This window comes from Hymenobacter swuensis DY53, assembly GCF_000576555.1.
GTDB lineage: Bacteria > Bacteroidota > Bacteroidia > Cytophagales > Hymenobacteraceae > Hymenobacter > Hymenobacter swuensis.
In genome coordinates this window covers 17,954-41,562 of the sequence record NZ_CP007143.1, presented here as the reverse complement: position 1 = coordinate 41,562, position 23,609 = coordinate 17,954, and the positions used below count along the sequence as shown (strand labels likewise).

The following is a 23,609-nucleotide window of genomic DNA, read 5'->3' as shown; positions in this document are numbered from 1 at the left end:
GTGGATAGTAAAGTGAGAATGTACCTGCCAACGGCGGTGCTTCTCTTTGTAGTGTGTAACTGTTAATAAACAAAAAGCCCCGGCCGGATGGTCGGGGCTCCTTTACTGTGCTTGTGGTACTAACTGAATCTTGACGACTGTCTGCATAGCCCCGAACACCTTGCGTAGGGTATCGAGGGTCACATTCGAGGCGTTACGCTCCAGCTTGGAGATCTGGGCCTTCTGCACGCCTACCCGTTCGCCGAGTTCGGCTTGAGTGAGGTTATGCTGCTGGCGATACGCTTTGATGGCGCTCGGGATCATCGCAAGTTCGAGGGCCGCATCATACTCCGCCCGGTCGGGGGTGCCGGGTGCTCCGAAGAGTTCGTCCTCCAGATCACTGAAAGCGATTGTGCGGAGGTCAGAAATAGGAGCAGATGGAGCAGGAGGAGATGTCTGTTTCTTGTGTTTCTTTTGAGGTGAAACCATGGATGTTCAGGAAAAGGTGAGATGAGGCCTTTGTGATTGATAACAATCAAAACACAGCCAGAGTGACGATTTATGAACCGTCAGCAAAATACTGTGAGCGGATGCGTTCGGCCCTTTTCAGGTCAGCAGCCGGTGTTTTCTGGGTCTTCTTGTCAAGGCCATGTGTGCACACAATGAGCGTGTTGGCTTTGTTTCGTTTATCCCAGAAGGCAAAGAGGCGGTACGTGTGGTTGGGAGCATCAACCCGGAACTCGTAGAGATCGGTGCCGACTAGTTTCTTGAACCAGTCGCCAGTCTGGCCGTCCTGCGTTCTACGGATGGAAACCCCGAATTTAATCCGGACTTCCTTTTCTAGTTGGTGAAGGAAGGTGCGCGCGTCGTCCGTTAAGCGGACGCTGATGGTGTTGGCCATGGGGCGGAGGGTATAGATTTTTCAAGTTGAACATGACATTGTGCGCTTTAGATGAACTGATATGATCGATGTGATGACTGTTGGTTGACAGTACAAATATACGTAAAGTTTCCATATAAGGATACTGTATCTGCATTAGAATTACTGGCGCATTGTGTAGTTTTGGTGCAACTAGTTAGACTAATACTGATGGTTAAACTCTACTCTCTGCTGCTCTTTGGTAGCATTCTATCCCTTCACGAGGCTTGCGCTCAAACCAAGACCGCTACCGCTGTCACCACTCGGCAGGACACCATTTATTTCGATCACGACTGGGAGCAAACGATGGAGCCACAGGACCGGGTGTATGCACGCATCGCCCGACGTAATCCAGAAGGCAAGACGGTTGGTACTGTCCGAGACTACTTCTACCCTTCGTGGAAGAAGCAGTTCGAAGGCAAGGTGGCCAGTGAGAGCCCGGATGTGGCCACGGGTCTGTGCACCGGGTGGTATGAAAACGGCCAGCTGCATTTCAAGGGCACGTTTGCCCAGGGGCAGAAGGGCAGCGACTACCGAGAATGGAAAGAGGACGGTAAGGAAATCAAGCTGACGTATACTTGGCAGGAAGTGCTGAGTACAGACGGTGTGAAGCTGCATTCCTACTACAACAATGGCAGCTCACGGCAAGTCATTCCGATTGACCTGCCGGAGGGCACAGTCGGCGTAGTGTATAAGTTCGATATCCGGGACGAAGACCAGCCGCCCGTGAACTGGACAACGGCCATCACTCTGACGGCCGCCCTGGCTAGTGCCCCCACCGGGCTGGGCCCCGCGTTGATGTTGTCAGCTGGGGCAAAGGCACTCAGTACCGAGCGCCAACCGGCTGCTTCCGTCGCAACCAAGTGCCGGTTCTTTATCGTCGATGATGAGGAGTTGACCCAACCGTTCCTCACGTACGCAACAAAGGGTACTATGCCAGCTCCCGCACAGTGTTATCAGCAGGCCGTGAACCGGGCCCAGGAAACGCGGGAGCTACTGGTTCCTGCTGGTACCAAGCGGCTATACTTCGCAGCACAGAATGACAACCTGCGCACTTCTGCTAAGCTGAAGCTAACCGTGAGCGCATTGGTGGCTAGTCGGCAGTAGAAGGTATTAATGCAGTATTACTGGCAGATGCACTAAAAACGAGGACTCGACGGTTAGTACAGCCGCGAGAATCTGTTTATACATGTTACTAGAATAAATTCATGAGCTTAATAGCTAAGCCCGTTTCGGTATCCATTCCCGTAAGTGCCCTGCAACCCATCGTTTGCCATGTGATTGGTTTTAGCCAGGATCTAGATGGGCCGATGCCCAAGATTAGTCAAATGCGGTTCAAGGCAGATATAACGATCCTGCCTCACGAAAGATCGAAAGACACGGCATCAGTGGCATTCCTTATCATAGGCTATCACCTCGTTACTGACGGCCAGATGAAGGAGTTCTTTCATATCTCGACAACCACGGAGTTCATGCTGCTGGACTTGGAAGCCAAGCAAGTAAGCATGCCCAGCTTCCTCGATATAGAGATGGAACCGTTCAGCACTTGTGTAAGCTTGGCAATTGGGCTGACTCGTGGACATCTGCTGACCCGCTTTCAAGGTTCCCTTTGGCCTGCTTTCATCTTGCCAGCAATAAATCCAGATGCGCTAATTGCGGAAGTGAAGAGACGGGATACTCCATCTGAACAACCTAGCAAGAAAGCCCGTCCATCCAAAAGAAAGCCCGGTGGGCTCGCTGATGAAGTCATCAAACCAACGGATGATCTGACGTAATTACAGCTTATGAAATACCTATACCCTTTTGGATTGGTCTTATTTCTCTCCACCACTACTCAGGCCCAGGACTGGCTCACCTCGGAGAAGCCTAAGTTCTTGACTGATACTGCGCGCTTCATTACAGCCACTGTCGATACTGTTGCAGATGCTCCTGCTTTAGCTGGCTTTTCAGCCGAAATGGACAAGCGGTATGGCTTTCGTGGGTTACGTTTTGAGACTCCTGTTGCTCAGGTCAAGGGCCTAAAACTTGTAGGATCGAGAGACGGCATTTCCATCTATGAGAAAATAGCAGAGAACAAAATATTAGGTAATGCGAGGTTGAAGGCGATCCAGTATTGCTTTTATAAAGGACAACTCGCCAATATCTACATAACAGCAACTGGTTCAACCAATGCCCAGGAAGTGGTGAAGGTGCTGATGGAAGCGTACGGCATTCCTTATAGTCCCCAGAGTGATGATGAGAGTGATGATGAGAGTGATTTGGAGGAAGATCGTGATTATTTGTGGTCAGGAAACACGATGACCATCTTACTATCGGTTCATGCGTACGAGCCAGATTTTACTGTTCTGTTCTCCAGTATGCCGATGAGCGATAAGCAACGGCGTGATAAAGAGATGCGCGTGAAGCAGGCAGCAGAGAAGCTGTAGAAGCTGGTGAGATGAGCTAAAAACGGCAGCGTGCAGTGTACTTGGGATCATCAGCGCTTACGCCCAATGCGCTTAGGTACTTCAGGGGTGTTAGCGGTAGGAACCTCTGGCATCTGTTTGGGAGCGTACTTCTGATCGAAGAGCACTTGCAAATCTATGATCGGCAGGATGTAATTTCTATAATAGGTGGGGGCCAGGTAATTCACTAAGTAGCCTCTTGCTACACCATAGGCAACACCTAGCCCACTGGAGAAAAAATGCCATTTTTGCTCTTCAACATCCGGGATGTTGAACGGTGTTGAGCCTGTCCGACACTCAAACTCAGTGACCAAACTGATAGAGAAGGAGAGACACGTATTCGATTTGCGGCTGTTAGGCATGGCCACCGTCAGGCGGACATAAAACCGTGCAGGATTGTCGCCCCGCACAATGTCGAAGTCACACATTACAGGTTGGATAGCCGCATCGAAGCGAGGCTCGCCATAGTAAGCATTGATTTTGACGTCTCGAACCTCTGATACTAACAGTTGTAGAGTGTTGTGTGGCACTTGAGTAGGATGGGTAGCGTGTTGATCTTCTGTAGAAGCCATAGGAAAAGATGTTAGTAGTATCGGTAGGTAATGGAGTAAGACAACGGCTTCAGTAGCTTCTTTGGTATCGGCTGATCACTGTAAATAGAAAGCCCCGGCCAATTGGCCGGGGCTTTCTATTTACAGTGATCAGCCGATACTATATCTTTTGGCCTTTGTTCGATTTACGCTCTGTAGGGTCCCATAACACGCGCACATTCTCAACAGAGACTGTTCTACGTGCTTGGCAAAGGTCATACAGCTTCTGTAAATCGAGCCAGTACTCGGCTGTAGTATTGCGGAAAGCAGCTGCTAATCGCAGTGCCATTTCAGGGGTGATGCCCTGCCGCTTGTTGATGATAGCTGACAGTGTCTTGCGCGTAGTGCCAAGTCCATCGGCAATTTCTTCTATGGTGTGTCTCTGTCCTGTCTCCTTGTATAGTCCAGCGAGGGTTTCGCGGAGGAGATCACCAGGATGAGAAGGAGTGAACATAAACATGAACTCCTTTTGGTTAAAATTGGTGTTGATCAATGGTAGTCAATGTACTTCACATCAAAGGCGTTGCCATCTTTGAAACGAAAGATGATCTTCCAGTTAGCTTTGACTTTGACGGAATAAAAGTTCTTCAGCTTGCCTTTCAATCGGTGATAATCACTGTCTGGCATATTCATTTGCTCAGACATCGTTGCCGCATTCAACTGCGACAGTATTGAATTGATTCTAGGGATGTGATCCGCTGTCAATTTCGATGTATCGTTCTTATAATAGTACAATTTTAGGGCTTTGCCCTTTACTGATTGAATCATAGTAATGTTGAGTTAAGAATAACGGTCTCATAGGATATTGCTTTAGGCTCCTAATGTACGATGCTTTTGCAAATGTAACGTGTAACGTTCCACGTTCCAAATTTCTCTGAAAAATAAATTGATGTATGCAGCAATCAGGTCAATACACCCGCGTTGGCTTTCAAATAATCTACGACGGCCCTAGCCTACGCGAAGGCCTAATGGACACCCGTGACCTAGCCCCAGTCTTACTTGCTCTGAGCAACCTGGTCGAGCAGATCAACCACCGGCTCAGCCACGACAACCCACCGGTGCACCTGCACTTTCGGGCCGCCAAGCGGGGCTCCCTAACGATCAACCTGGACCTGCAGACTACAACCACCCCAGTAGATGCTACTCCTCTTTTCGCCGGCACTGACACGAGCACGCTCAGCCGCATCCTGGATATTCTCTGGGATGGTGGCCACACGCTGGGTCTATTTCAGCTGCTCAAGTTCCTCGGTGGCCAGGCACCTCAGGAGACAGAGCGCACCTCCATGAGCAGTGTGCAGGTAACGAATGCGTTCGGCAGTACGGTGCGTACGAGCCCGCTGGTATTGCAGCTGGCCACTGACGCTCGTGTCAAAACCGAGTTGCTTGACGGCGGTAGCTTCCCCGGTTTGGCAGAAGCCCGCCTCGAACTGGCGCACTACGTTGCTTATTATAACGGTGAGCGGCGCCGCTCCGCTCTCGCTTACCGCTCACCTGACTACTTCCAAACCCATCTCCAACCCACATCCGAAAAGTGTCCAGCTTAGCTAGAGCACCTCATATTGATACTTAGTGTTTGGTAATTATTTAGGCTAAATATACTAGCAAAGCCTACCTTTGGCCTATTGGCCAAAAGCTGAGAACCCTTGCCAAGAAGCGAGTACCCCTTATGGGAAGTAACTGACAACACTTGTGGATATAACTAATAAGCTTTGGAATTTCTGCCACATACTCCGTCACGATGGGATGGATTATGCCGATTATGTTGAGCAATTAACTTACCTTCTCTTTTTAAAAATGGCAGACGAAGGGTCCATTGAAGTCCCTGCCGACTGTCACTGGCGCGACATGCTGACTTTGAGCGGTAAGGCTCTAACTGATTATTATGACACAGCTCTTAATATTTTGCGTGGTGAGCCCGGTATACTAGGTCAAATTTTTCAAGAGCCCATTTCGAAAATTAAAAATGCAGCAAGCCTGAAAAAGATTGTCGAAGGGATAGAAGAAATTGGGTGGACAAAACTGGGTAAAGATGTACAAGGAGAAGCCTTTGAGGGCCTGTTAGAACGCACGGCTAACGAAGGTAAGAAAGGAGCTGGTCAATTCTTTACGCCGCGTCCTCTCATTCAGGCCATTGTAAATGTAATGCAGCCTAACCCACTAGAAGGGCGGCGAAGCAAGATTGCAGATGTAGCATGCGGAACTGCTGGATTTTTAACAGTGGCAGCAGAATGGAGTAGATTACACAGCGGTGCAGTCAAGCAGGCTGATAAAGACTACATTAGACGCAGTGCTTACTATGGACAGGAGCTGGTGGTGAGACCCTTTCGGCTAGGACTAATGAGCATGTTCCTGCACGACATAGAAGCCAATATTAGCCTTAAAGACTCTATCTACGATGGCGACTTACTAGGGGAAGAGTACGACTGCATCCTTACCAACCCTCCGTTTGGGTCTCGTGGATCCATCGGCATACCCAAACTAAGAAATTTTCCAGTAGAAACGAGTAATATACAAATAAACTTTATTCAACATATTTACGAGGTCCTATCCGAGCACGGCCGTGCAGCTATCGTCCTTCCTGACAGCGCTCTGACAGATGCCAAGGCCCGAGAGGTGTGGCAAATACTAATTACGGAGAATCTGTGCAGAGTTCACACTATACTTAAGCTTCCCAGAGGCACTTTTACACCGTATGCAAACGGCGTAAGAGCTTGCGTTGTCTTCCTACAGAAAGGGAGCGGAACTAAATCGCTATGGGTATACGATAGTCGCTCAAATGTTCCAGGTATCACTAAGAAATCACGTCCATTGGATTACGGCCAGCACTTTGCTGCCTTCGTTGAAGCATACGGTTCTGACCCCAATGGCAAAGGTAAGCGCACTCAGTCTGAACGGTTTCGCAAGTTTACATTAGCTGATATTGCGGCTAATAATTACAGTTTAGATTTTTCATGGATAGAAGACAATTCTCTCATTAATGACGGAGAACTGCAAAAACCCATCACGTACATTGAAGATACTTTGAGCGAATTGGATAGCTTGAACAGCATCATCGCCTCAATAAAGGACTTACTTGAAGGCAATTAATGGCGCTATATCCCACACACTGGCACAAGTTACCGCTCGCCGACCTGCTCATAGAGGATAAAGCAGGCGACTGGGGAAAAGATGCTAGGAAGCTAGCAAACTCTGAAGTGTGGACCTTGTGCCGCGTATTTAGAGCAACTGATATAGCTGATTGGCAACTATATAAAGGCAAGTATGCAACAACTAGGGCTATCGAGAAGCGTGTACTCGTCAACAAAAGCCTTCGCAGCGGTGACATACTGCTCGAAATTGCAGGCGGTTCACAAGAACAACAAGTTGGGCGTGTTTCCTTAGTTGATGAGCAGGCGCTGAATGCATCTGATCAGCCGTTACACTATTCCAATTTTTTTCGCGCCATTCGTGTCCCCCAAACCGTTTTACATCCCAAGTTCTTATACTATTTTTTCAAACATGCTTACCAAAACAATCTGTTAGAGCCGTTCCAAAAAGCTACTGTTTCTCTAAGAAACCTAAGCTTTGTTGAATTAAAATCTGCATTAGAAGTTCCTATTCCGCCTATGGCTGAGCAGGAACTTATCATTGCCAAAATAGAGAGAGTCGAAAAAGAACTGAATCTTGCTAAAAATAAGCTACAGAAAGTAGCCGCTCATCTAATCCGTTTTCGCCAATCTGTTTTGCAGGATGCAGTTACTAGTGAACTGCAGGAAGGCAGTGACGCGAACTTGACCAGTACAGGTGACATCTTCGAGTATGTCACGAGTGGAGCAAGAGACTGGTCGCGCTATTACGCACCTGAAGGAGCTTTTTTTCTTCGGATTGGCAATCTGGCCCGGACCTCGTTGCAACTGGAATTGGAGAACATTATCAAGGTTCAACTTCCGGACGAAGTCGATAGAGCGCGTACAGCTGTGCAAACTGGAGACCTTTTGATTTCTATCAGTGGTGAGCTAATCCTAATCGCGGTAGTACCTGATAATCTTGGCGAAGCATACATCAACCAGCACCTTGCTCTAGCCCGCCCCAAGAAGGAGTACTATCCCAAGTACTTAGCGTATGCCCTGCAGTCCAGTTACTGCCAAAGTCAACTTACCGATAAGCAGAGTGGTGACGCTATTATTGGACTTAGCCTCTCGGATATTAAGAGTATTAATATCCCTATTCCTTCTTACCACAAACAAGTAGCTGCTGCAGATAGAATCGATGCTCTTCTAGCTTACGCACGAGATGCTCAAGCTCAGCACGAGAAGGCAAAAGGAAATATTAAGCAGTCGGAAGAGGCATTACTGAACGCAGCCTTTGAAACTGATTTTGTTTCAAGACAGCAGCATCAATCAACCACCAGTGACATTGTAGCAGAGGTTGCAAGAGAGACAATTCTGACAAAGGAAATAAGAGAGTCGAATAAATTATTGCTTAAAAACTTACCTAAGTTAATCTCTTCAATGAAAGGCATCGAGCAAGAAGACATTAAAGAGCAAATTAAGAAATTTGCACTAGAAATGTACGAGTCAAAAAGTCATCTTAACAGAAGTGACATAGATGAACTTAGGTCTAAGATCAGTGGAAATGTACGCAATTTCGATTATGATGATTTTTCCTCGCTATTCCAAGAATTAGTTCAAGAACCATTAAATTCAGGGGAAGAAAAACCTTTCTTTTTATCTGTTATTAAAGACGGAAGTATTCACTTTGCACTCAATAAATAGAGGCATGAAACTGCAATACTTGAAGCTTATCAGTCGCTATAGGAGCTTAGAACCATTTGAGCAAGCTTTCCCAAAGCATAAACTACTAAAGGAAAACTTAGACCCTATTGGCCTTGTCGGGCTGAATGGCAGCGGCAAGTCTAATTTTCTCGAACTTATCGCAGATATATTCTTTGAAGTAGAGGAATATTTTTTAAGCGAAAATAGACTATACAAGCATTTTAAGCCAAATTATTTTGCATATGCCGACAACAAAAAGCAGGATTACGTGCTTTTTGAAATAAGGTACAAAATAACGGTTGAAGGCAAAGAGCATGAAGTTACGATATCTAGAAATGAAAATGATAAGAAAAACATCTTATTCTACAAGAAAGAACAGGTGCACGATTTGTTCAATAGTTTGGAAAATGTAATAATTCCTCTTGAAGAGGCGAGAAAATATATTCCCCTAGTCATTGCCTATACTTCTGGCCTTAATGACCTTTTGACGCTTCCTTTTGTTGACTTACAGGATTATTATGCTCGACAGGTGGCAAAAGCAGCTAGGGAAGAAGACCAAATAGAAGTTGAGCCATCCATTCCAAGTAATTTGACGGAAAATGAAAAAATTCCCTCTCCTAACCTATTGCTACTAAACTATGATTCAAACGCTGCAATTGTCGTGTCAAACTTTTTATTATTACCTAATAATAAATTAAAATCTTTCAGAGATACTGTGCGCATAAAGCGTATGAACAGCTTCAGAATAAACATAAAGTTAGACAATATGGCTGGCGCTGGCGCTGTTGAAGTAACCAGTGAGCTAAAAAGTTTTATAAAAGCTTTACAGGATTGCGCCTCAATAACCGAGATAAACAAGTCACCTAAGGGTGATACGTATATTTTGGATTTCATTGTAAATGACGCCACAAAAAAACTTTTCGAAGAAAAATTCCGAACAGCGCAAAAACTCTTTGATGCGTTGACGAAACTCAATTTATTGAATACACTATGTGTTCCAAGCAGCTATAGAAATACGTTGCGCAAGCGAAGAGGCAAAGGCCAGCTTTTACGCTTTCCTCAGATAGCATCCTTGGACAAGATTTTCAGTATTGAGAAAATCGAGCTGGTTATCACAGAGCCGCTAGTTAGAACAGAGTATGAAAAGCTAAGTGACGGCGAGCACCAATTCATTCATATCGTAGGCGGAATCTTATTATTTGATGAGAAATATCCAGCAAGAGATTTGCTCTACTTGCTAGATGAGCCTGACACACATTTCAATCCGGTTTGGCGTAGTACGCTGTTCTATGAGCTTGACAAAAGCCTTGTAAACAAGAAGATTGAGTTCGTCTTAACCACTCATTCACCATTCATTCTATCTGACATTCATGGTTATAATGTATTCAAATTCGAGCGAAAGGGTCCAGTTGTCAGCTTTGAGCGGTCTTCAAAAGAGACTTACGGTGCCACATTTAACAATGTCATCGATGAGGTTTTCCAGCAAGTTTCATCAGAAGTTGACCATTTTGAACAACAAATTGCGAAACGTTCATTCAATGATATAATAGCGTTATCAGACGAAATTGAGAAGGTCAATTCAGCAGACCAATGGGAACAAAAATGCAACGAATTTGAACAAAGAATTAGAATGCTAGGAGATTCTACGCAAAAGATATTTATTATCCAAGCTTACGAAAAGAAAGCATCTATGTTCAAGAAATAGTATCATGCTTTATTTTGTAAAACCTATCGAATCAGATATTGGCAAGCTGCATCAACTACTTGTGCACTTCTTTCAATATGTGCAAGATAATTCGCCAAGTAAATTCGATAAAAGTTCGCAGTTCCCAGAATGGTACTCGTATACCTCAAACTCATTGCAAGTATTAGAAAAAAGTCTTAAAGAATTTGTCGAAGATTTTGATATTTCAGAAAAAAATGATATTATATATGCTTTTACTTTAGCTAATAAAATTGAGCTATTCTTTGAGTCAATGACTGATGAGCAAGGGAATATGCTTAATATTCCCATAGCCAAAGATTTTCCTAAGCGTGAGTTGTTTTTGAATAATTTATTTTTACACTTGTACAAAAGCCAGCTGTCATCAAAAACAAGCACATTCTTTGAAAAAATTGGAGATGTAAGTTTCGGGGAATATTTCACAGAAATTAAGAATTCAGAATTTTCTACGAAGGGCTCACTATTGGTTTGCCCTTTCTGCGGTATTCATGATTATAAATTAATAGAATCAGAGGGTCGCCCACCATTCGATCACATTCTACCTAAGGGAGATTCCTTATTCGTTTTCTCTTCAATAAATCTAAAAAACTTAATACCTATTTGCGATGCTTGTAATACTATAAAGGATACTCGACCCTTACTTTATCTAGACAAAAGCAGGAAAGTGAGAACCCTAGCGTTCTATCCCTATTCCACTGGTGATGACCCTTACAGTTTTTTCGTTTTTTCCTTAACATGCACATTGCCTCCTGCAGGAGTCCAAGGCCAATGGACTGTTAATATGTCTTGCAATCATCCATCGGACCCAAATTTTTCAACTAGAGCAACTACTTGGCTTAACGTTTTCAATATATTGAGCAGGTACTCTGAATACATTTCAAATAAAAGCAACTACTATATAGGCCAGTTATCGAAAAAGATAAAGGGCCAAACTTTACAACAAGCAGAAGATATTGTCGACGGTTACATCTCAAATGAGTGTAACATTACACCTTTTGCTTTAAGAAACGCGACAGGTATTTTGTTGGAAAACATTTTTCATAAATGGATACTACAAGACCAAAGCTTTTTATCTAATCTAGTGTTGACTACTTCCTCTCCTTTAGCCACTAATCCTAACCCACTTATAAACAGCACAGATTATGATTGACAGTATATGACCTGTTTTAACAGAGTGAAAAGGTTAGGAAATTTGGCGGTGGTCTAATAAATGGTGCACCGTCGATTATGCTCGTTAATGACGAGTTGAATGCGGACGTGGTGCATGGCTAGGGAGAGGCTGAAGGAGCAGGACTTGCGCACGAGCACGGCGTAGCGCTGGCGCAAGGAGCAGTTAATGGCTTCGACGATGCTGGTCTGCCCACTGGCTTTGGCGCTGGGTTAATGGGCGCGTTTGGGCAGCACGTCCTGGTAGGCTTCCCACTCGTCGGTGTAGTACCACGTGCCGGTGTGGTAGTGCTTAGGCAGGGCCCGCCACAGGCGCCGAGCCGTGGCGCGGCCGCGTGAGCCAAGCACTCAGACCACGATGAGGCGCGAGTGCCGCTCGACGGCCAGCCACAGTCATTTTTTGTGCTGTTTGCGGACCACAAACGTCCACAGCTCATTCGCTTCCAGTTCCTTCATCCGCCGCGGCAACGGGGTGCTGGGGGGGGCTTGACCTGCGCTTTTTTTGCCAACTTGGCTACGGTCATGCGGTCTATCCCAGTCAGGCGCACGCGGCCCGTTGCGAGACACTTTCGAGCAGTTTCTTCTCTACGTGCGCTTACTGCGCTGCTTTGCGCGGGGCCGCCGGCGCAAACACGGCTTGGTGGCGACAGAACGTGTACAAGCACTTGGCTTTGTCATTGCTCGTCCCGTTCTTGCGCAGGGCGCTGCTGCCACATTTAGCGTGCATCAACGTCATCTGCATCATCTGCATCATACCACCAGTATACACGAAAACCACCTTTTAGACCGCCGCCTCACAGACGAATCTTCGGCCGGTCAAAGAACTCCTCTACCCGCCACAGACTCTGTATCTGCTGCCGTTGCACTGGTAGGAAACCAGCTGCAGGATTCTGAGCATACAGAGTGAGCAGGTTGCGCGTGAACAGCTCATTCTCACGCACAGCCTTTATAGTAACTGTGTCGTCGTATGCCACCACGCATACTTGATTATAGACCTGCTCCCACTTACCTTCTGGAACCTGCCAGGCAATGACCTTTTCCCCAGTACGGAGAAGTGGCTCCATTGAGTCCCCTTCCACTTCGAAGACTAGCGCGCCGGTATAGCGCGCTGCATCCTCCTCGCTATTCACATATAAGCGTAGCGTCTCGAAGTTGTCGGGATGCTGAACTCCCATACCCAGTTCTATAAAGGAAGCGCGGGCACGGAAGGAAACAAAGGGAAGGTCAACGGCAACCATGTCGGCCAGGAAGCCCACCGCTTGCACATTGTTTTGATTTTGCTGATGCTTCTTGAATGCTGCTACAGCAGCATGGCGAGAGTCACTAGTGTTACTGCCTGTCAAGATTTCCTCAACAGTAGAGCCAAGAGCTTCCGCGAGTAAGCTAAGCGTAGATTGACGGGCTCCGTTCTTGCCTTTCTCAATATTTGAGATGGCCGAACGTGTCAAGCCAACTCTCTCTCCCAGTTCAGCCTGTGTGAGTCCTGCTTGCTCTCTTAGCTCTTTGAGAAACATGTTCTTAGCAAAATGTTGATAAAAACTTGCCCTTGCTAAAGAAACTTGCTTTTCTTGTAGAGAAATGCTGTCGTTGCTCTTGCTTGTCAAGAATTTCTTGCGTATGTTTGGTTTGTCAAGTGAATGACGGGCAAAAGTAAGTAATTCTAGACACCATGCAAGACAGAGCACAGAAACTCTCGGATCTACTCCCGCGTGGCTCCCAAAGCCAGATCGCCGAAAAACTCAACATGAGCCGGCAGGCCGTCGGGGACGCCCTTAAGCGTTGCAAACCCGGTAATCCAGTCGTGATCGAGGCCATGCGCATTGCCCGCGAGTGCGGCGCGCTGGACACGGCGAAAGACCTGGCTACCCTTAACGCGGCCGCCTAATGAACGCGGCCCCCATCCCCTTCGCCTTCAATGGCGTGATCATCCGCCGCGACGACTCCGGCCGGGTGAGTATGACCGACTTGTGGAAGGCCGCCAAAAGCCCGCGCAAGAAGAAGCCGGCCGAGTGGCTGGCGCGCGAATCCACCCAGGAACTGCTGGAAGTGGCCCGGAATCTAATTACCCCACAAATGGGGCAATTAGAATTGATCGCCTCCCAGGCCGGCCGCTACGGTGGTACCTACGCCCAGCAGACGTTGGCGCTCTCCTACGCCAAGTGGTTGTCCCCGGAACTGCACCTAGCCGTCAACCAAGTCTTCTTCGAGCGCCAGGCCGAGCAGAAGAACCCCGACAAGATCCTGGACCGGGCCGAGGCGGCCTACCGCCGGCGCGGCTTCACGGAGGCACAGATCCGGGCCCGCTTCCTGGGCAAGGCCACTCGGGGGCGTCTGGTGTCGGTACTGGCCCGCCACGGCGTGCAGAAGCACGGCTACCGGCTCTGCACCAACGCTACCTATAAGCCGCTGTGGGGTGGGGAGGCTGCTGACATCCGGGTGCGCAAGAACCTGCCGGAGAAGGCCAACCCCCGCGAGCACATGAGCGAGAAGGAGCTGGTGGGCCTTCACCTGGCCGAGCTGTTGGCGGCCGAAGGCATCGAGCGGGTGCAGGCCCGCGGCAATCAGCAGTGCGCCGATGAGTGCAAGCGGGCGGCGCAGTCGGTGGCCCGCATGATCACTTCCCACGAGGAAGGCAGCCGCCCCCGCTCTTCGGGCTCCCCACAATAGACGAAGGGTGCCATCCCGACTGGACGTCACCCCTCTCGCTGCCTTCGCCTGAAGGAAGCATGCGGCAAAGGTGGCCGGTGCCGGCGAGCACACCTAGCACTGGCTACTGATTTCATCAAAGCATAACGCAGGCTCTGCCTCCTTCTCTCCCCTATCAACCTCCAATCGCATCCCATGAAAACGATTCATCAGCAATTGCAAAAGCTGGGCGAGCAGACCCATGCGGCCCACGAGGCCAACTTCTTCCCCCGTGAAATCGCCCGGGCCCAGCAGGTACTGCGCATGCTCCTGGACTTGCACGAGGATATCTGCCATGCCCAGGACGAGGGCATCTACGAGGTAACGATCCGCAGCCAGACCCGCGAAGTCACAGTGCGCGTGGATGAGGAAGCCGCCCATCAGGTAGCCGAAGACCTCTACACGCTGGTCGGTAAGCGCTGTGATCAGCAATCGACCGTGATCGTCCGCACCCACGAGGCCCTGCACAAGGAAGGAGAAAGCCTGCGGCGCATCCAGATGCTGAATCTGCTGCTGACGCCGGTCGGCCACACGGGCCTGCCGATGACCGAAGCCGTCATGCGCCCGCTCATCCCGGCCGAAGAAGCGCTGGCCGAACCCAAAGGCCGCCGCCGGGCTACGGCCGTCGGCCAGATTCCGGAAGAGCGCCAGCGCATCAGCTGATCAGCGCGAGTTCGAATCCGCTCGTCACTTCTATCCCATCTACCTCATCGACTCCATCCAACGCATGAAAAAGCCCCAGTTCACCGCCGTCGAGCTCCTGCAGCACCAGCAAACCAAAGGCTTTCACAGCCACCACGTGCACACCTCCGCCGACCAACTGGCCGATTACCGGGCCCGATACGCCCAGAAGCTCGAACTACACAAAGCCCTGTTTGAGTGCATCAACCCCGGAGAGCTCGTTATCCGCACCCAGCACCAGAAGGTGCGCCTGATGGCCGATACCGGCCTGATGGAGAAGATTATCCTGGCTGCCATTGAAGAGGTAGAGCAGGACCTGAGCCGCCTGGAGATGTGGATTCTGGAGCAGGCTGCCTACGTGGAGCGTGGCGTCGATGAGTGCGGCATCGAAGTCAGCCCGGAGGAGTGGGCCGCCGTGGCGCTGGTCAAGCAGCCGGTTTCGCTTCCCCAGGCTGCTTAACAGCCGGGCCCGATGAATTACCTCAGTCTGATCAATCAGTTCTGGGCCAAGGATCTGGAGCATTCCTTCACCCCCAATGACATCGCCGTGTACTTCAGACTACTGGAGCGCAGCAACGCATTAGGGTGGAAGAATCCCTTCAACTTCTCAGTAGACGAACTGCTGATGAAGCTGCGACTCAAGACCAAGGACCCATTCACTACGGCCCGCAACCGCTTAAAGCAAGCCGGCCTGATTGACTTTCGGAACGGGGACGGCCGGGGGCGCACGACGACCTACTATCTGCTGGATGCGGAAGAGCAGCAACAGGAAGAAGAAACCGAAAGGGGTAAGAAAAACACCCCCCTTATGCCACCCCTTTCCCCTACCCTTTCGCCACCCCTTTCCCCCCCTGGAACCCCGCTACTACATAAAACTAAACTAAACGAAACAAAAGAAAAGACAGCTAACGCTGTCACGGCGAGTGAGCGTGATCCAAGTTTTGATTTGGAAGAAGGTGAGGGTCATCCACCCAGAGACTCCTGTCGGGATCGAATCGGGGAAGAGCAGACAACCAGCCTGGAGCAGGAGCCCTCCTGGGATCGAACCGGGGAAGAACAGGCTGCCAGCCCGGAACCCGTTTCCTCCCCACCGCCCCGAAAGCCCCCGACTACCTCTGGCAAACGACCCAGCAAGGGCCGCGCCGCCCGGTCGGTGCCAACCACGGCCCCACCACCACTCCACTCCCGCTGGCCGGAACTCGTGGCTGAGCTCGACGACGACGGCCGGACCACCTGGGAGAAGTTCGTGACCTGGGAACAGGACAACCCCTTGCCCAAGGTCTTCTCGATGGCCGAACCCCTGCTACCGGCCCAGCTGGTCAAGCTGACCCGCCAGCACGGCAGCGGTGAAATCACCGGCGTGCTGCTGGACATGCAAAATCGCCGGACTCTACTCACTGACTACGAATCAGCCAACCTCACCGTGCAAAGCTGGCTGCGTAACCGCAGGAAGCGCGAAACGGCCGCAAGCTAGCCACTACCCCGCCCAAAGGCCTCTGAGGCTCACAGCGGGCAGAAAAGTAGCCTCTACGGCCCTGTCCATCTTTCCACCTCATCCCCAACCGCCCGTGAACTACGAAATCGTCCGCGGCGCCCTCACCAACCGGGGGCTCGTGCAACCCAAATCCCAGATCGAGCTGACCCCCACCGACGAGGAGTTCTACCTGAGCCTGTTCGGCTTCGATAACTCCATCTACGAGCACCTGGAAGTCAACCGCGACCCCACAACCGGCAAGAGCACCGTCTCAGGCTTTGCCGGCAGCTACTTCGCCGAGTTCCTGTACTTCGACATCGACCGGGACGGCGACCTGCCCGGCAGCCTGGAAGCGACTCGGGACCTACTGCGGCGCCTCTACAACCGCTTCCAGCTCTCGCCTAAGCAGCTGTTCCTGTGCTTTTCGGGCAGCAAGGGCTTTCACGTCGGCCTGCACCAAAGCCTGTTCGGCGGGTTCGCTCCCTCTCCCCAACTGCCCCTGCAGCTCAACGTGCTCGCTGCAAGACTGCTGGCCGAGTGCCACGAGCTCACGCTCTCGGAGCTCCAGACGAAGGCCTACGAAGCCAAGCAGGCCGGCAGCCAGTTCGCCGACGTGGATCTGGGCATCTACAACAACAACCGCCTGTTTCGGGTCATCAACTCCCGCAACAAGAAGGGCCGCTACAAAGTCGGTCTGACCAGCCAGGAGCTGCTGACGCTCCCACTGGAGCATATCCTCTCGCTGGCGGATGCTCCCCGGCCCGACTACAAGCCCGAAGCCAAGCTCACGGCCCAAACCCCCATTCCCGACCTCGCTGCTTTGTGGGAGTATGCCCGCACGCTGGACGTGGCGGCCTTCACCAAGGCCACCGTGGGCAGTAAGTCAGCCGGCCGCGGCAGCGGGCCCATTGACCGGGACTTCTTCGCGCCCCCTACCCCGGGTAATCGCAACAACGACCTGTTCCGCCAGGCCTGCCACCTGTTCGACCACTCGGAGCTCTACGAAAGCCACGTGCTGCAGCTGGTGCAAAGTGTGAACCTCTCCGGTTCCGACCCTCTGCCGGAAGACGAGGTGCGCCAGATCGTCAAGTCGGCCTTCACCCGCACGACCCGCACCAAGGGCCAGGCCGCCGCCACAGTACTCACGCCCGAAGCCGCCAGCGGCGACAAGGTGGAAATCTGGTCGGACTGGACGGAGGAGTGGCTGGACTACTACACCCAGGCCCCCAGCCCGATGACCTGCCTGCTGCCGGAAATCGACGAGGACCAGGAGATGAGCCTGAAGGGCAAGCTGGCCGTGCTCATCGGCTCCGGGGGAACGCGCAAGAGCTACTTCCTGCAGAACATCATCGCCCAGAACGTGCTGGGCTACGGCAACCGGTTCCTGTACTCCAGCATGGAGATGGGCAAGCCCGAAACCGTCAACCGCTTCTTGGACATGTACTTCGAAGCCGAAGACGGGATATCGGCCAGCCGGCACCTGCAGACCATGGCCCGCGGCAACAAAGAGCAGACCCGGGAGCTGCTACGGATGGGTTCGCAAACCGTAGCCGACCAGCTGATCCTGACCAGCAACGGCGGCAAGACCACCCAGGACTACGAGCGGGACATCCAGCGGACGATCGAACTCTACGGCTCGCTGGACGGGCTGGCCATTGACGGGCTGTCGGCCATGGGAGGAAAGGGCGAAGAGACCGAGCGCTACAGCCGCGCTACGCTGGAGCTGAAGGAGCTGGCCAAACGCTACAACCTCTTCATCCTGCTGATCTGCCACACCACCAAAGCCTGCGCGGCCCACACCCGCGACGCCAGACCGTTCGTGCGGGGCTCGGAGAAGATTCTCGACAACTCCGACTTCAGCATTTGCTTTGCCAACATCATCGATACGATCCGCAGCACCCCGGAAAACATCCAGTACTGCTCCCACCTGGCCCACGTCAAGTACTACAACAAGCGGGGCTCGGGCAAGATGCTCAACCAGCTGCTGGAGTTCGACGGCTTGCGCAAGTCCTTCGCCCCCTCGCCGGCGCCGCTGATCAACTACCCCGACCACGACGCCTTCCTCCGGGAATACAACAAGAAAGCTCGCCAGGCGGCCAAGGACGACGATCCCTTCTAGGCCTTCACAGCACCCAGGTAGTCCACGAGCGTGGACCACTTCCCAACTTCCATCATACCTCATTCTACCCATGCGCCACCGCATCCTCGAACCCCTGACGGCCACCGACAACCTGGCCTTACTCTTCAACGCCTACCTGCGCGGACTCTCCACCTTCGACATGGTTACGGTCCCCCGCGAGTCCATGCGGGCCTGCAACGCCCTGTTTACCCAGCAGGAAGCAGGCAAACTCCCCAAGTACCCCATCTCCGACCAGGCCCGCCGCTACTACGAGATGACAGTGCTCAGCAACTCCCTGCACGGGCTGCACCGCAGCGTGACCGGGGCCCTGCAGCTGCTGACCACCTTCCTCACCACCTACGAGCTGGATCTGACCCGCTACGCGGCCGAGAACCGCATGCGCACCATTGACGAGTTCGGCAGTGACGACGAATCCGACTGGGAGCCCGACGGCTTCGACGAGGAAGGACAAGTCTGGAAGGTCGCCTACAAGGACGATCCGGAGAGCCTAGCCCCCTACACCCTGCACCACGACCTGGCGCAATTCTTTGCCAGCAGCGACGAACAGGGGGAACGCATCGGCACGAGCCGCGCGCAGGACTACGCCGTCTACACCCACGCCGTGGCCACGCAGACCGAGCTCTCGCTACGCAAATTCTTCTCCCAGGTCGTGGGCAAGGACATCACGATCACCCAGGTGCAGCCCGACGGCGAACTGGTGCCGATGTCGCTGGCCGACCAGATCGAGGACGAGCTCAACGAGGACATCGTCAACGACAACCTGACGGCCGAGTTCAACGCCGTGCTCACCAAGTGCGAGGAGCTGGCCCAGATCTACCACACCATGCCCCAGGATTCTCTGCCTCTTTACCTGCAGCTGCACGGCTGGCTCAACACGATCGTGCACGAAATCCCCCGCTTCGAAGCCCCCCGAGGCTTTGCCGGCCTGGCAGAGTAATTCCCTTCACTACAAAACACAACCCTTCCCATGAGCAAGATCAATCACCTCGAAACCGTCTACGGCCACCTCGCCATCCGCGCCAACTACTTCGTCAACCGCCTGCTGCGCCTGGACCAGTACGAGTTCACCCCGGAGACCTTCGACCACTATACCAAAAGCGTCGGGCAGGCCACCATCCTGCAGGCGGAAATCGACGACCACTGCGACAGCCTGGACCACATTGCCCAGGCCTGCCGGCACGGCCTAGACGGAACCGAGCCGGAGCATTACCAGGAGTTCGGCTACGAGTTCACGGAAGAGATGGAAGTGCCCGAGCTACCCTACGACCCCTACACGGATATCCTGGGGTATCTGACCGGCGGCGCCAACATCTCCTGCCGGACCCTAAGCCCAGCGCTGCTACGCTTTATCGAACTACTACCGGAAGTAGCCGCCGATCGGGCCGAACGCGACGTAGAGGCCAAAGATGGGGTATTGCTCTACCTCAACGACGATGGGACCAGCCGGCCCATGACCCGCAGTGAGCTGCTGCGGAAGGGTAACCGTACCGTTATGGAAGCGGCCGAGCAGAGCTTGTTTGCCACCACCTACGCGGAGGATATGGCGCGCGTGCAGCATCTGGCCAGCACCCGGGGGAGCTTGCAGGAGATGTTGGACCTGTTATAGTCCTCATAGTCCTCAGGGCGTCTAGGGCCTGGAAGGCTTCACGAAAATCAGCGTGCTTACCGTGATGTTGGCGGTAGGTGCCCCCGCAATAGTGCCCTGTAGGATATACCCGCTTTGGTACAGCTTGGTCAGCACATCATAGTACGATCTGTTGACGCTGGCCGCGCGATCATCGGTTACCCCGGATTCGAATTCCATCACTTCTGGCTTATCCGTGCCGCGCTCGATGATCAGGTGAACCGAGCCGACCTTTTCCAATATGCGAACCATCACGATAGGTGGATCAGCCACTGCCGCTACTGCGAGCTGGCCGCTTAACACGAGTAAGCAGCTCGCCAATAAGACTAGTTTTTTCATAGGTCCCGAAGGTACTCGCCCTCCCGAGACTCCACAACTTCCCATTTATGCCTCAGCCCACGTCTTCTACCACGCCGGTAGCTCAGGCCGGCCATATCACCATCTACCGAGACGGCCGGGTACGGCTGACAAAAGCCGCGGCCGCGCACTTCAACATCGGGCCCGTGGCTGAACTCCGCCCCGGCTCGGCCACGGAGCCCTGGTGGCTGGACCTGCGGCCGGACGCCCCCCAGCCCGTGAGTGAGAACCGCGCCACCTGGCAGTTTCGTAGCGGCTACCGGCTGGAGCGGGTGTTCCCCCACAACTCCCCCAAACAGAAGATCGTGTTGGTGCCGGCCGATGCCCCCTCGCCCACGCCGGGCCTGTTTGCCCTCCGGCCCGCTGCCTGAGTCGGCGGGGAAATACTAGCGGAGCGGTTGTACGGAAGTAAGCCTCTGCAGACTGGTAACCGCCTGAGGCTCTTCGCACCTTCGTGTACTTCCTTCCAGTACTTCTCGAACGGTTGCCATGAAGCTCTACTCCCATCCTACCGGTCCACGCCCCCAGGCTTTCTACCTGGAAGTGCCCACGCCCGCCTCCGCCTACCGCCTGCAGCAGCAACTGCTTCAGGCCTACAACGAGCAGCTGTACGGGTGGTGGCATCCGGACGACCTCTACCTGGCCTGCTTCGGCGATTACGGCACGCGCCAAACTCGCAAAGGCACCCCGCCCCCGCAGGCCGTGGTGAACAAACGCACCCAGGCGCTGGAAGACCGGGTCGGCTACGAGGTGCCGGAGCTGATCGGCCGGATGACCCTGGAAGAATTGGAGCAAGCCGCCTCGGTACTGCTCACCGAAACGCTACCGGGCTTTATCACCCATGTGCTGGGCCAGGAGCGCACGCTGCAATACCGCCTGGATGATCCGTCATGGAATAGACTGCAGGACGAGGGCCACGCCCGGGCCGCCGGCTTAGGCAAGAGCAAACCAATGACTGGAAGGCTGCCTGTACCGACTCTGCCGGAAGTCACGCCAGTCAGCACCCAACCGGTAGCCAATCGCCCGATGCCGCTACCACCTACCCCTGTGCTGCGGCCTGCCCCGGTTTCCTCCGACACACCCACCCTGGTGCGCCTGCGGGTAAACCGGGCACAGGAGCGCCGCCGGCTGAAGCGCAAGCGTCGGTAGTCTCCGCTTCTTCCTCTCCCTCCTTCTCTGGAATTGCTTTCCGCCATGCCTGCCCCTCGTACTCCCTCCGCTACTGCTGGCCGCCCGTCTTCCTACTCTGCCGAGCTGGCCGAAACCATCTGTGACCGTTTGGCCGAGGGCGAGTCGTTGCGGGCCATCTGCGCCAGTGAGGGGATGCCGCACAAGAAGACGGTGCTTCGCTGGCTGCGCAACGACGAAGCATTTCGCGCCCAGTACGCGCAGGCGCGGGAGGAGCAGGCGGAGCACCTGCTGGATGAAATCTTTGCTATTGCCGACGATACGACCAACGACACCGAGCACGGCGACGCGGGGCCTAAGGCCAACACCGAATGGATTGCCCGGTCCCGCCTCCGTGTCGATACCCGCAAGTGGGCCATGAGCAAGCTGGCCCCGAAGAAGTACGGCGACAAGCTGGACGTAACCAGTGCCGGGGAGAAAGTGGCCCCGCAGTTCTATATCCTGCCCGATGGTAGCCGAATCGAGTTCTAGCGCAGTCAACACCCTGTTCGACGTGAGTGACTTCCCCAAAGCCGGGGAGTTCATCAACGCCTGCCTGTCGCAGAAGTACTTCGTCATCTGCTACGGCGGTGCTATTCGGGGCGGCAAGACCTTCAACAGCCTAGGCGGGCTGGTGCTGCTGCACCGGATGTTCCCCGGCTCCCGGTCCGTTATCGTGCGCGATACCCTGGAGACGCTGAAGAAGAACACGCTGCCCTCCGTCACCAAAGCCTTTCCCTCCAACTTCATCAAGGACTTCAACGGCACGGACTACCAATGGCGGTTTACCAACGGCAGCAACTGCATGTTCATGTCGGAAAATGCCGAGCGCGACCCGGATATGGACCGCTGGAACGGCTTGGAGTACAACTTCATCCTGCTGGAGCAAGCCGAGGAACTGCGGGAGAAGACGTTCTTCAAAGCCATTGAGCGGGCCGGCTCCTACGTGTTGCCTAGAGGGCAGAAACAGCCCCGGCCCATCATCCTGATTACGGTCAACCCCACCGATACGTGGGTCAGGAAGCAGTTCTACGAGCCCTACATGAACGGCACCCTCCCGGAGGGGTGGCTCTACATCCCGGCCCGGATTGATGACAACCCCCACATCCCCGACAGCTACAAAGAGTCGCTGCTGCAGATGAAGCTGGTGAACCCAATTCACTACGAACGCTTCGTCAGCGGCAACTGGGACGTGAAGGAGGCAACGGGCAACGAGTTCTACGCCGCCTTCTCCCGCACGAAGCACGTCCAGCCCACCGCGTACCTGCCGGGCCTGCCGATTCTTAGCAGCTGGGATGCCAACGCGCTGCCGTACTCCCATACCCTGCTGTGCCAGCCCGAGCGAGTAGGCGAAGGGTTGGTACTGCGGTTCTTTCATGAGTACGCCCTCACGCCTCCCAAGTCCGGTATTGCCAATACGGGCAAGCAGTTTCTACTGGACCGCACCGCCAACGGCTGGCAGAGCAGCGCGCTGTTCCTGACGGGTGACGCCACGCTGCGCAACGCCAAGATCGGCGAGCAACGCGGCGAGAGCCTGTTCAACGACGTGCAGGCGGCGGTACTACCGGCCCTGCACAGCGGATCTGCCGACCTGTGGCCCCGCAAAAACGCGGGCGTGATGCGCCGCGGGGACTTTCTCAACTACCTGCTCCGGGGCGGGGTACCCGGCGTATCGGTGCAGATCGACCCGTCGCTCGTGCGGCTCATTGAGGACCTGGAGCAGGTGCAGAAAGGCGTGGATGGGAAGGTGAAGCCCAAAGTGAAGGACAAGGAGTTGGGGGCTACCTACGAGCGGCTTGGTCATGGCGCGGACAATTTTGACTATGTCTGCCTCAGCCACCCCCTGATAGCCGCAGCATACGAAGCATTTAAAAATGGCCGGGACGATTAAGGCCCGGCTATCCA

Annotated in this window: 30 protein-coding genes; 20 read left to right on the top strand and 10 right to left on the bottom strand. The window is 53.1% G+C overall.

The annotated features are described in order from the left end of the window. Nucleotides 1–102: 102 nt before the first annotated feature. Together HSW_RS00205 and HSW_RS00200 are read right to left on the bottom strand one after the other, a co-directional pair. Nucleotides 103–468 (bottom strand): helix-turn-helix domain-containing protein, encoded by a 366-nt coding sequence (locus tag HSW_RS00205; RefSeq protein ID WP_081768183.1) that lies wholly within the window; start codon nucleotides 466–468, stop codon nucleotides 103–105. Nucleotides 469–538: 70 nt separating this feature from the next. Next, entirely contained in the window at nucleotides 539–880 is a 342-nt protein-coding gene (locus HSW_RS00200) for a type II toxin-antitoxin system RelE/ParE family toxin (RefSeq protein ID WP_044000287.1), read from the bottom strand. Between the two features lie 189 nt (nucleotides 881–1,069). Here HSW_RS00200 and HSW_RS00195 point away from each other — a divergent pair, with 189 nt between their 5' ends. The 3 genes from HSW_RS00195 to HSW_RS00185 all read left to right on the top strand — a co-directional run bounded on the left by HSW_RS00195 (nucleotide 1,070) and on the right by HSW_RS00185 (nucleotide 3,324). Continuing rightward, nucleotides 1,070–2,005 (top strand): toxin-antitoxin system YwqK family antitoxin, encoded by a 936-nt coding sequence (locus HSW_RS00195; protein ID WP_044000286.1) that lies wholly within the window; start codon nucleotides 1,070–1,072, stop codon nucleotides 2,003–2,005. Nucleotides 2,006–2,106: 101 nt separating this feature from the next. Next, nucleotides 2,107–2,673 carry a hypothetical protein gene (locus HSW_RS00190; RefSeq protein ID WP_044000285.1) on the top strand — a complete coding sequence of 189 codons (567 nt, stop codon included), beginning with the start codon at nucleotides 2,107–2,109 and terminating at the stop codon, nucleotides 2,671–2,673. 9 nt (nucleotides 2,674–2,682) lie between these two features. Further along, on the top strand, nucleotides 2,683–3,324 hold the full coding sequence (locus HSW_RS00185; protein ID WP_044000284.1) for a hypothetical protein: 642 nt from the start codon (nucleotides 2,683–2,685) through the stop codon (nucleotides 3,322–3,324). 50 nt (nucleotides 3,325–3,374) lie between these two features. Here HSW_RS00185 and HSW_RS00180 read toward each other — a convergent pair whose 3' ends face one another. The 3 genes from HSW_RS00180 to HSW_RS00170 all read right to left on the bottom strand — a co-directional run bounded on the left by HSW_RS00180 (nucleotide 3,375) and on the right by HSW_RS00170 (nucleotide 4,700). Further along, nucleotides 3,375–3,914 (bottom strand): hypothetical protein, encoded by a 540-nt coding sequence (locus HSW_RS00180; protein ID WP_044000283.1) that lies wholly within the window; start codon nucleotides 3,912–3,914, stop codon nucleotides 3,375–3,377. 139 nt (nucleotides 3,915–4,053) lie between these two features. Continuing rightward, nucleotides 4,054–4,425, bottom strand: a complete 372-nt coding sequence (locus tag HSW_RS00175; RefSeq protein WP_231501277.1) for a HigA family addiction module antitoxin — start codon at nucleotides 4,423–4,425, stop codon at nucleotides 4,054–4,056. Next, nucleotides 4,422–4,700, bottom strand: a complete 279-nt coding sequence (locus tag HSW_RS00170; protein ID WP_044000282.1) for a type II toxin-antitoxin system RelE/ParE family toxin — start codon at nucleotides 4,698–4,700, stop codon at nucleotides 4,422–4,424. The genes HSW_RS00175 and HSW_RS00170 overlap by 4 nt, the downstream gene beginning before the upstream one ends. Nucleotides 4,701–4,825: 125 nt before the next feature. Between HSW_RS00170 and HSW_RS00165 the strand changes: the two genes are divergently transcribed. From HSW_RS00165 to HSW_RS23920, 5 genes are all read left to right on the top strand, one after another. Beyond that, nucleotides 4,826–5,476, top strand: a complete 651-nt coding sequence (locus HSW_RS00165) for an integrase core domain-containing protein (protein WP_044000281.1) — start codon at nucleotides 4,826–4,828, stop codon at nucleotides 5,474–5,476. A 145-nt stretch (nucleotides 5,477–5,621) separates the two neighbouring features. After that, complete coding sequence (locus HSW_RS00160) at nucleotides 5,622–7,019, top strand: class I SAM-dependent DNA methyltransferase (protein ID WP_071883027.1); 1,398 nt, start codon at nucleotides 5,622–5,624, stop codon at nucleotides 7,017–7,019. Further along, nucleotides 7,019–8,686 carry a restriction endonuclease subunit S gene (locus HSW_RS22270; RefSeq protein ID WP_052345926.1) on the top strand — a complete coding sequence of 556 codons (1,668 nt, stop codon included), beginning with the start codon at nucleotides 7,019–7,021 and terminating at the stop codon, nucleotides 8,684–8,686. The genes HSW_RS00160 and HSW_RS22270 overlap by 1 nt, the downstream gene beginning before the upstream one ends. Before the next feature lie 4 nt (nucleotides 8,687–8,690). After that, nucleotides 8,691–10,391 carry a restriction system-associated AAA family ATPase gene (locus HSW_RS00150; RefSeq protein ID WP_044000279.1) on the top strand — a complete coding sequence of 567 codons (1,701 nt, stop codon included), beginning with the start codon at nucleotides 8,691–8,693 and terminating at the stop codon, nucleotides 10,389–10,391. Between the two features lie 4 nt (nucleotides 10,392–10,395). After that, entirely contained in the window at nucleotides 10,396–11,559 is a 1,164-nt protein-coding gene (locus HSW_RS23920; RefSeq protein ID WP_155832728.1) for a hypothetical protein, read from the top strand. A 53-nt stretch (nucleotides 11,560–11,612) separates the two neighbouring features. Here the strand turns inward: HSW_RS23920 and HSW_RS24905 are convergent, their stop codons facing one another. From HSW_RS24905 to HSW_RS22265, 4 genes are all read right to left on the bottom strand, one after another. Then, entirely contained in the window at nucleotides 11,613–11,735 is a 123-nt protein-coding gene (locus HSW_RS24905; RefSeq protein WP_262489374.1) for a hypothetical protein, read from the bottom strand. Between the two features lie 54 nt (nucleotides 11,736–11,789). Beyond that, the gene (locus HSW_RS24900) at nucleotides 11,790–11,924 is read right to left on the bottom strand and encodes a hypothetical protein (RefSeq protein WP_262489373.1); all 135 of its coding nucleotides are present in this window, start codon (nucleotides 11,922–11,924) and stop codon (nucleotides 11,790–11,792) included. A gap of 247 nt (nucleotides 11,925–12,171) precedes the next feature. Further along, nucleotides 12,172–12,330: a hypothetical protein gene (locus tag HSW_RS23910; protein WP_155832726.1), complete on the bottom strand. Its 159-nt coding sequence runs from the start codon at nucleotides 12,328–12,330 to the stop codon at nucleotides 12,172–12,174. 40 nt (nucleotides 12,331–12,370) lie between these two features. Beyond that, nucleotides 12,371–13,180: an XRE family transcriptional regulator gene (locus tag HSW_RS22265; RefSeq protein ID WP_155832725.1), complete on the bottom strand. Its 810-nt coding sequence runs from the start codon at nucleotides 13,178–13,180 to the stop codon at nucleotides 12,371–12,373. A gap of 65 nt (nucleotides 13,181–13,245) precedes the next feature. On the opposite strand from HSW_RS22265, the gene HSW_RS00135 reads away from it, so the two are divergent. From HSW_RS00135 to HSW_RS00100, 8 genes are all read left to right on the top strand, one after another. After that, nucleotides 13,246–13,461 carry a helix-turn-helix domain-containing protein gene (locus tag HSW_RS00135; protein WP_044000278.1) on the top strand — a complete coding sequence of 72 codons (216 nt, stop codon included), beginning with the start codon at nucleotides 13,246–13,248 and terminating at the stop codon, nucleotides 13,459–13,461. Next, entirely contained in the window at nucleotides 13,461–14,243 is a 783-nt protein-coding gene (locus HSW_RS22260; protein ID WP_052345924.1) for a KilA-N domain-containing protein, read from the top strand. Before HSW_RS00135 ends, HSW_RS22260 begins: the two co-directional genes overlap by 1 nt. Nucleotides 14,244–14,417: 174 nt before the next feature. Beyond that, nucleotides 14,418–14,924 (top strand): hypothetical protein, encoded by a 507-nt coding sequence (locus tag HSW_RS00125; protein ID WP_044000277.1) that lies wholly within the window; start codon nucleotides 14,418–14,420, stop codon nucleotides 14,922–14,924. A 64-nt stretch (nucleotides 14,925–14,988) separates the two neighbouring features. Next, nucleotides 14,989–15,402 carry a hypothetical protein gene (locus HSW_RS00120; protein WP_044000276.1) on the top strand — a complete coding sequence of 138 codons (414 nt, stop codon included), beginning with the start codon at nucleotides 14,989–14,991 and terminating at the stop codon, nucleotides 15,400–15,402. Between the two features lie 12 nt (nucleotides 15,403–15,414). Then, nucleotides 15,415–16,416 (top strand): hypothetical protein, encoded by a 1,002-nt coding sequence (locus tag HSW_RS24480; protein WP_044000275.1) that lies wholly within the window; start codon nucleotides 15,415–15,417, stop codon nucleotides 16,414–16,416. Nucleotides 16,417–16,510: 94 nt separating this feature from the next. Next, the gene (locus HSW_RS00110) at nucleotides 16,511–18,535 is read left to right on the top strand and encodes a primase C-terminal domain-containing protein (protein ID WP_044000274.1); all 2,025 of its coding nucleotides are present in this window, start codon (nucleotides 16,511–16,513) and stop codon (nucleotides 18,533–18,535) included. A 160-nt stretch (nucleotides 18,536–18,695) separates the two neighbouring features. Continuing rightward, the gene (locus tag HSW_RS00105) at nucleotides 18,696–19,493 is read left to right on the top strand and encodes a hypothetical protein (RefSeq protein WP_155832724.1); all 798 of its coding nucleotides are present in this window, start codon (nucleotides 18,696–18,698) and stop codon (nucleotides 19,491–19,493) included. A 30-nt stretch (nucleotides 19,494–19,523) separates the two neighbouring features. After that, the gene (locus HSW_RS00100; RefSeq protein WP_044000272.1) at nucleotides 19,524–20,162 is read left to right on the top strand and encodes a hypothetical protein; all 639 of its coding nucleotides are present in this window, start codon (nucleotides 19,524–19,526) and stop codon (nucleotides 20,160–20,162) included. A 21-nt stretch (nucleotides 20,163–20,183) separates the two neighbouring features. On the opposite strand, the gene HSW_RS00095 is transcribed toward HSW_RS00100, so the two are convergent. Beyond that, nucleotides 20,184–20,519, bottom strand: coding sequence for a hypothetical protein (locus HSW_RS00095; protein ID WP_044000271.1), 336 nt, complete (start codon nucleotides 20,517–20,519; stop codon nucleotides 20,184–20,186). A gap of 47 nt (nucleotides 20,520–20,566) precedes the next feature. On the opposite strand from HSW_RS00095, the gene HSW_RS00090 reads away from it, so the two are divergent. From HSW_RS00090 to HSW_RS00075, 4 genes are all read left to right on the top strand, one after another. After that, nucleotides 20,567–20,908 carry a hypothetical protein gene (locus tag HSW_RS00090; RefSeq protein ID WP_044000270.1) on the top strand — a complete coding sequence of 114 codons (342 nt, stop codon included), beginning with the start codon at nucleotides 20,567–20,569 and terminating at the stop codon, nucleotides 20,906–20,908. A gap of 118 nt (nucleotides 20,909–21,026) precedes the next feature. Next, complete coding sequence (locus tag HSW_RS00085; RefSeq protein ID WP_044000269.1) at nucleotides 21,027–21,686, top strand: hypothetical protein; 660 nt, start codon at nucleotides 21,027–21,029, stop codon at nucleotides 21,684–21,686. 45 nt (nucleotides 21,687–21,731) lie between these two features. Next, nucleotides 21,732–22,196 (top strand): terminase small subunit-like protein, encoded by a 465-nt coding sequence (locus HSW_RS00080; RefSeq protein ID WP_044000268.1) that lies wholly within the window; start codon nucleotides 21,732–21,734, stop codon nucleotides 22,194–22,196. Continuing rightward, complete coding sequence (locus HSW_RS00075; RefSeq protein WP_044000267.1) at nucleotides 22,174–23,595, top strand: phage terminase large subunit; 1,422 nt, start codon at nucleotides 22,174–22,176, stop codon at nucleotides 23,593–23,595. The genes HSW_RS00080 and HSW_RS00075 overlap by 23 nt, the downstream gene beginning before the upstream one ends. Nucleotides 23,596–23,609 lie beyond the last annotated feature (14 nt).

Coding starts and splice junctions, on each gene's coding strand:
- HSW_RS22260 (WP_052345924.1), top strand. CDS start 13,461: ATGAACGCGGCCCCCATCCCCTTCGCCTTCAATGGCGTGATCATCCGC.
- HSW_RS00095 (WP_044000271.1), bottom strand. CDS start 20,519: ATGAAAAAACTAGTCTTATTGGCGAGCTGCTTACTCGTGTTAAGCGGC.
- HSW_RS00180 (WP_044000283.1), bottom strand. CDS start 3,914: ATGGCTTCTACAGAAGATCAACACGCTACCCATCCTACTCAAGTGCCA.
- HSW_RS00165 (WP_044000281.1), top strand. CDS start 4,826: ATGCAGCAATCAGGTCAATACACCCGCGTTGGCTTTCAAATAATCTAC.
- HSW_RS00190 (WP_044000285.1), top strand. CDS start 2,107: ATGAGCTTAATAGCTAAGCCCGTTTCGGTATCCATTCCCGTAAGTGCC.
- HSW_RS00200 (WP_044000287.1), bottom strand. CDS start 880: ATGGCCAACACCATCAGCGTCCGCTTAACGGACGACGCGCGCACCTTC.
- HSW_RS00195 (WP_044000286.1), top strand. CDS start 1,070: ATGGTTAAACTCTACTCTCTGCTGCTCTTTGGTAGCATTCTATCCCTT.
- HSW_RS00185 (WP_044000284.1), top strand. CDS start 2,683: ATGAAATACCTATACCCTTTTGGATTGGTCTTATTTCTCTCCACCACT.
- HSW_RS00085 (WP_044000269.1), top strand. CDS start 21,027: ATGAAGCTCTACTCCCATCCTACCGGTCCACGCCCCCAGGCTTTCTAC.
- HSW_RS00105 (WP_155832724.1), top strand. CDS start 18,696: ATGGTTACGGTCCCCCGCGAGTCCATGCGGGCCTGCAACGCCCTGTTT.
- HSW_RS00090 (WP_044000270.1), top strand. CDS start 20,567: ATGCCTCAGCCCACGTCTTCTACCACGCCGGTAGCTCAGGCCGGCCAT.
- HSW_RS00100 (WP_044000272.1), top strand. CDS start 19,524: ATGAGCAAGATCAATCACCTCGAAACCGTCTACGGCCACCTCGCCATC.
- HSW_RS00075 (WP_044000267.1), top strand. CDS start 22,174: ATGGTAGCCGAATCGAGTTCTAGCGCAGTCAACACCCTGTTCGACGTG.
- HSW_RS00150 (WP_044000279.1), top strand. CDS start 8,691: ATGAAACTGCAATACTTGAAGCTTATCAGTCGCTATAGGAGCTTAGAA.
- HSW_RS23920 (WP_155832728.1), top strand. CDS start 10,396: ATGCTTTATTTTGTAAAACCTATCGAATCAGATATTGGCAAGCTGCAT.
- HSW_RS23910 (WP_155832726.1), bottom strand. CDS start 12,330: ATGATGCAGATGATGCAGATGACGTTGATGCACGCTAAATGTGGCAGC.
- HSW_RS00135 (WP_044000278.1), top strand. CDS start 13,246: ATGCAAGACAGAGCACAGAAACTCTCGGATCTACTCCCGCGTGGCTCC.
- HSW_RS00120 (WP_044000276.1), top strand. CDS start 14,989: ATGAAAAAGCCCCAGTTCACCGCCGTCGAGCTCCTGCAGCACCAGCAA.
- HSW_RS22270 (WP_052345926.1), top strand. CDS start 7,019: ATGGCGCTATATCCCACACACTGGCACAAGTTACCGCTCGCCGACCTG.
- HSW_RS00205 (WP_081768183.1), bottom strand. CDS start 468: ATGGTTTCACCTCAAAAGAAACACAAGAAACAGACATCTCCTCCTGCT.
- HSW_RS00080 (WP_044000268.1), top strand. CDS start 21,732: ATGCCTGCCCCTCGTACTCCCTCCGCTACTGCTGGCCGCCCGTCTTCC.
- HSW_RS24480 (WP_044000275.1), top strand. CDS start 15,415: ATGAATTACCTCAGTCTGATCAATCAGTTCTGGGCCAAGGATCTGGAG.
- HSW_RS00125 (WP_044000277.1), top strand. CDS start 14,418: ATGAAAACGATTCATCAGCAATTGCAAAAGCTGGGCGAGCAGACCCAT.
- HSW_RS00170 (WP_044000282.1), bottom strand. CDS start 4,700: ATGATTCAATCAGTAAAGGGCAAAGCCCTAAAATTGTACTATTATAAG.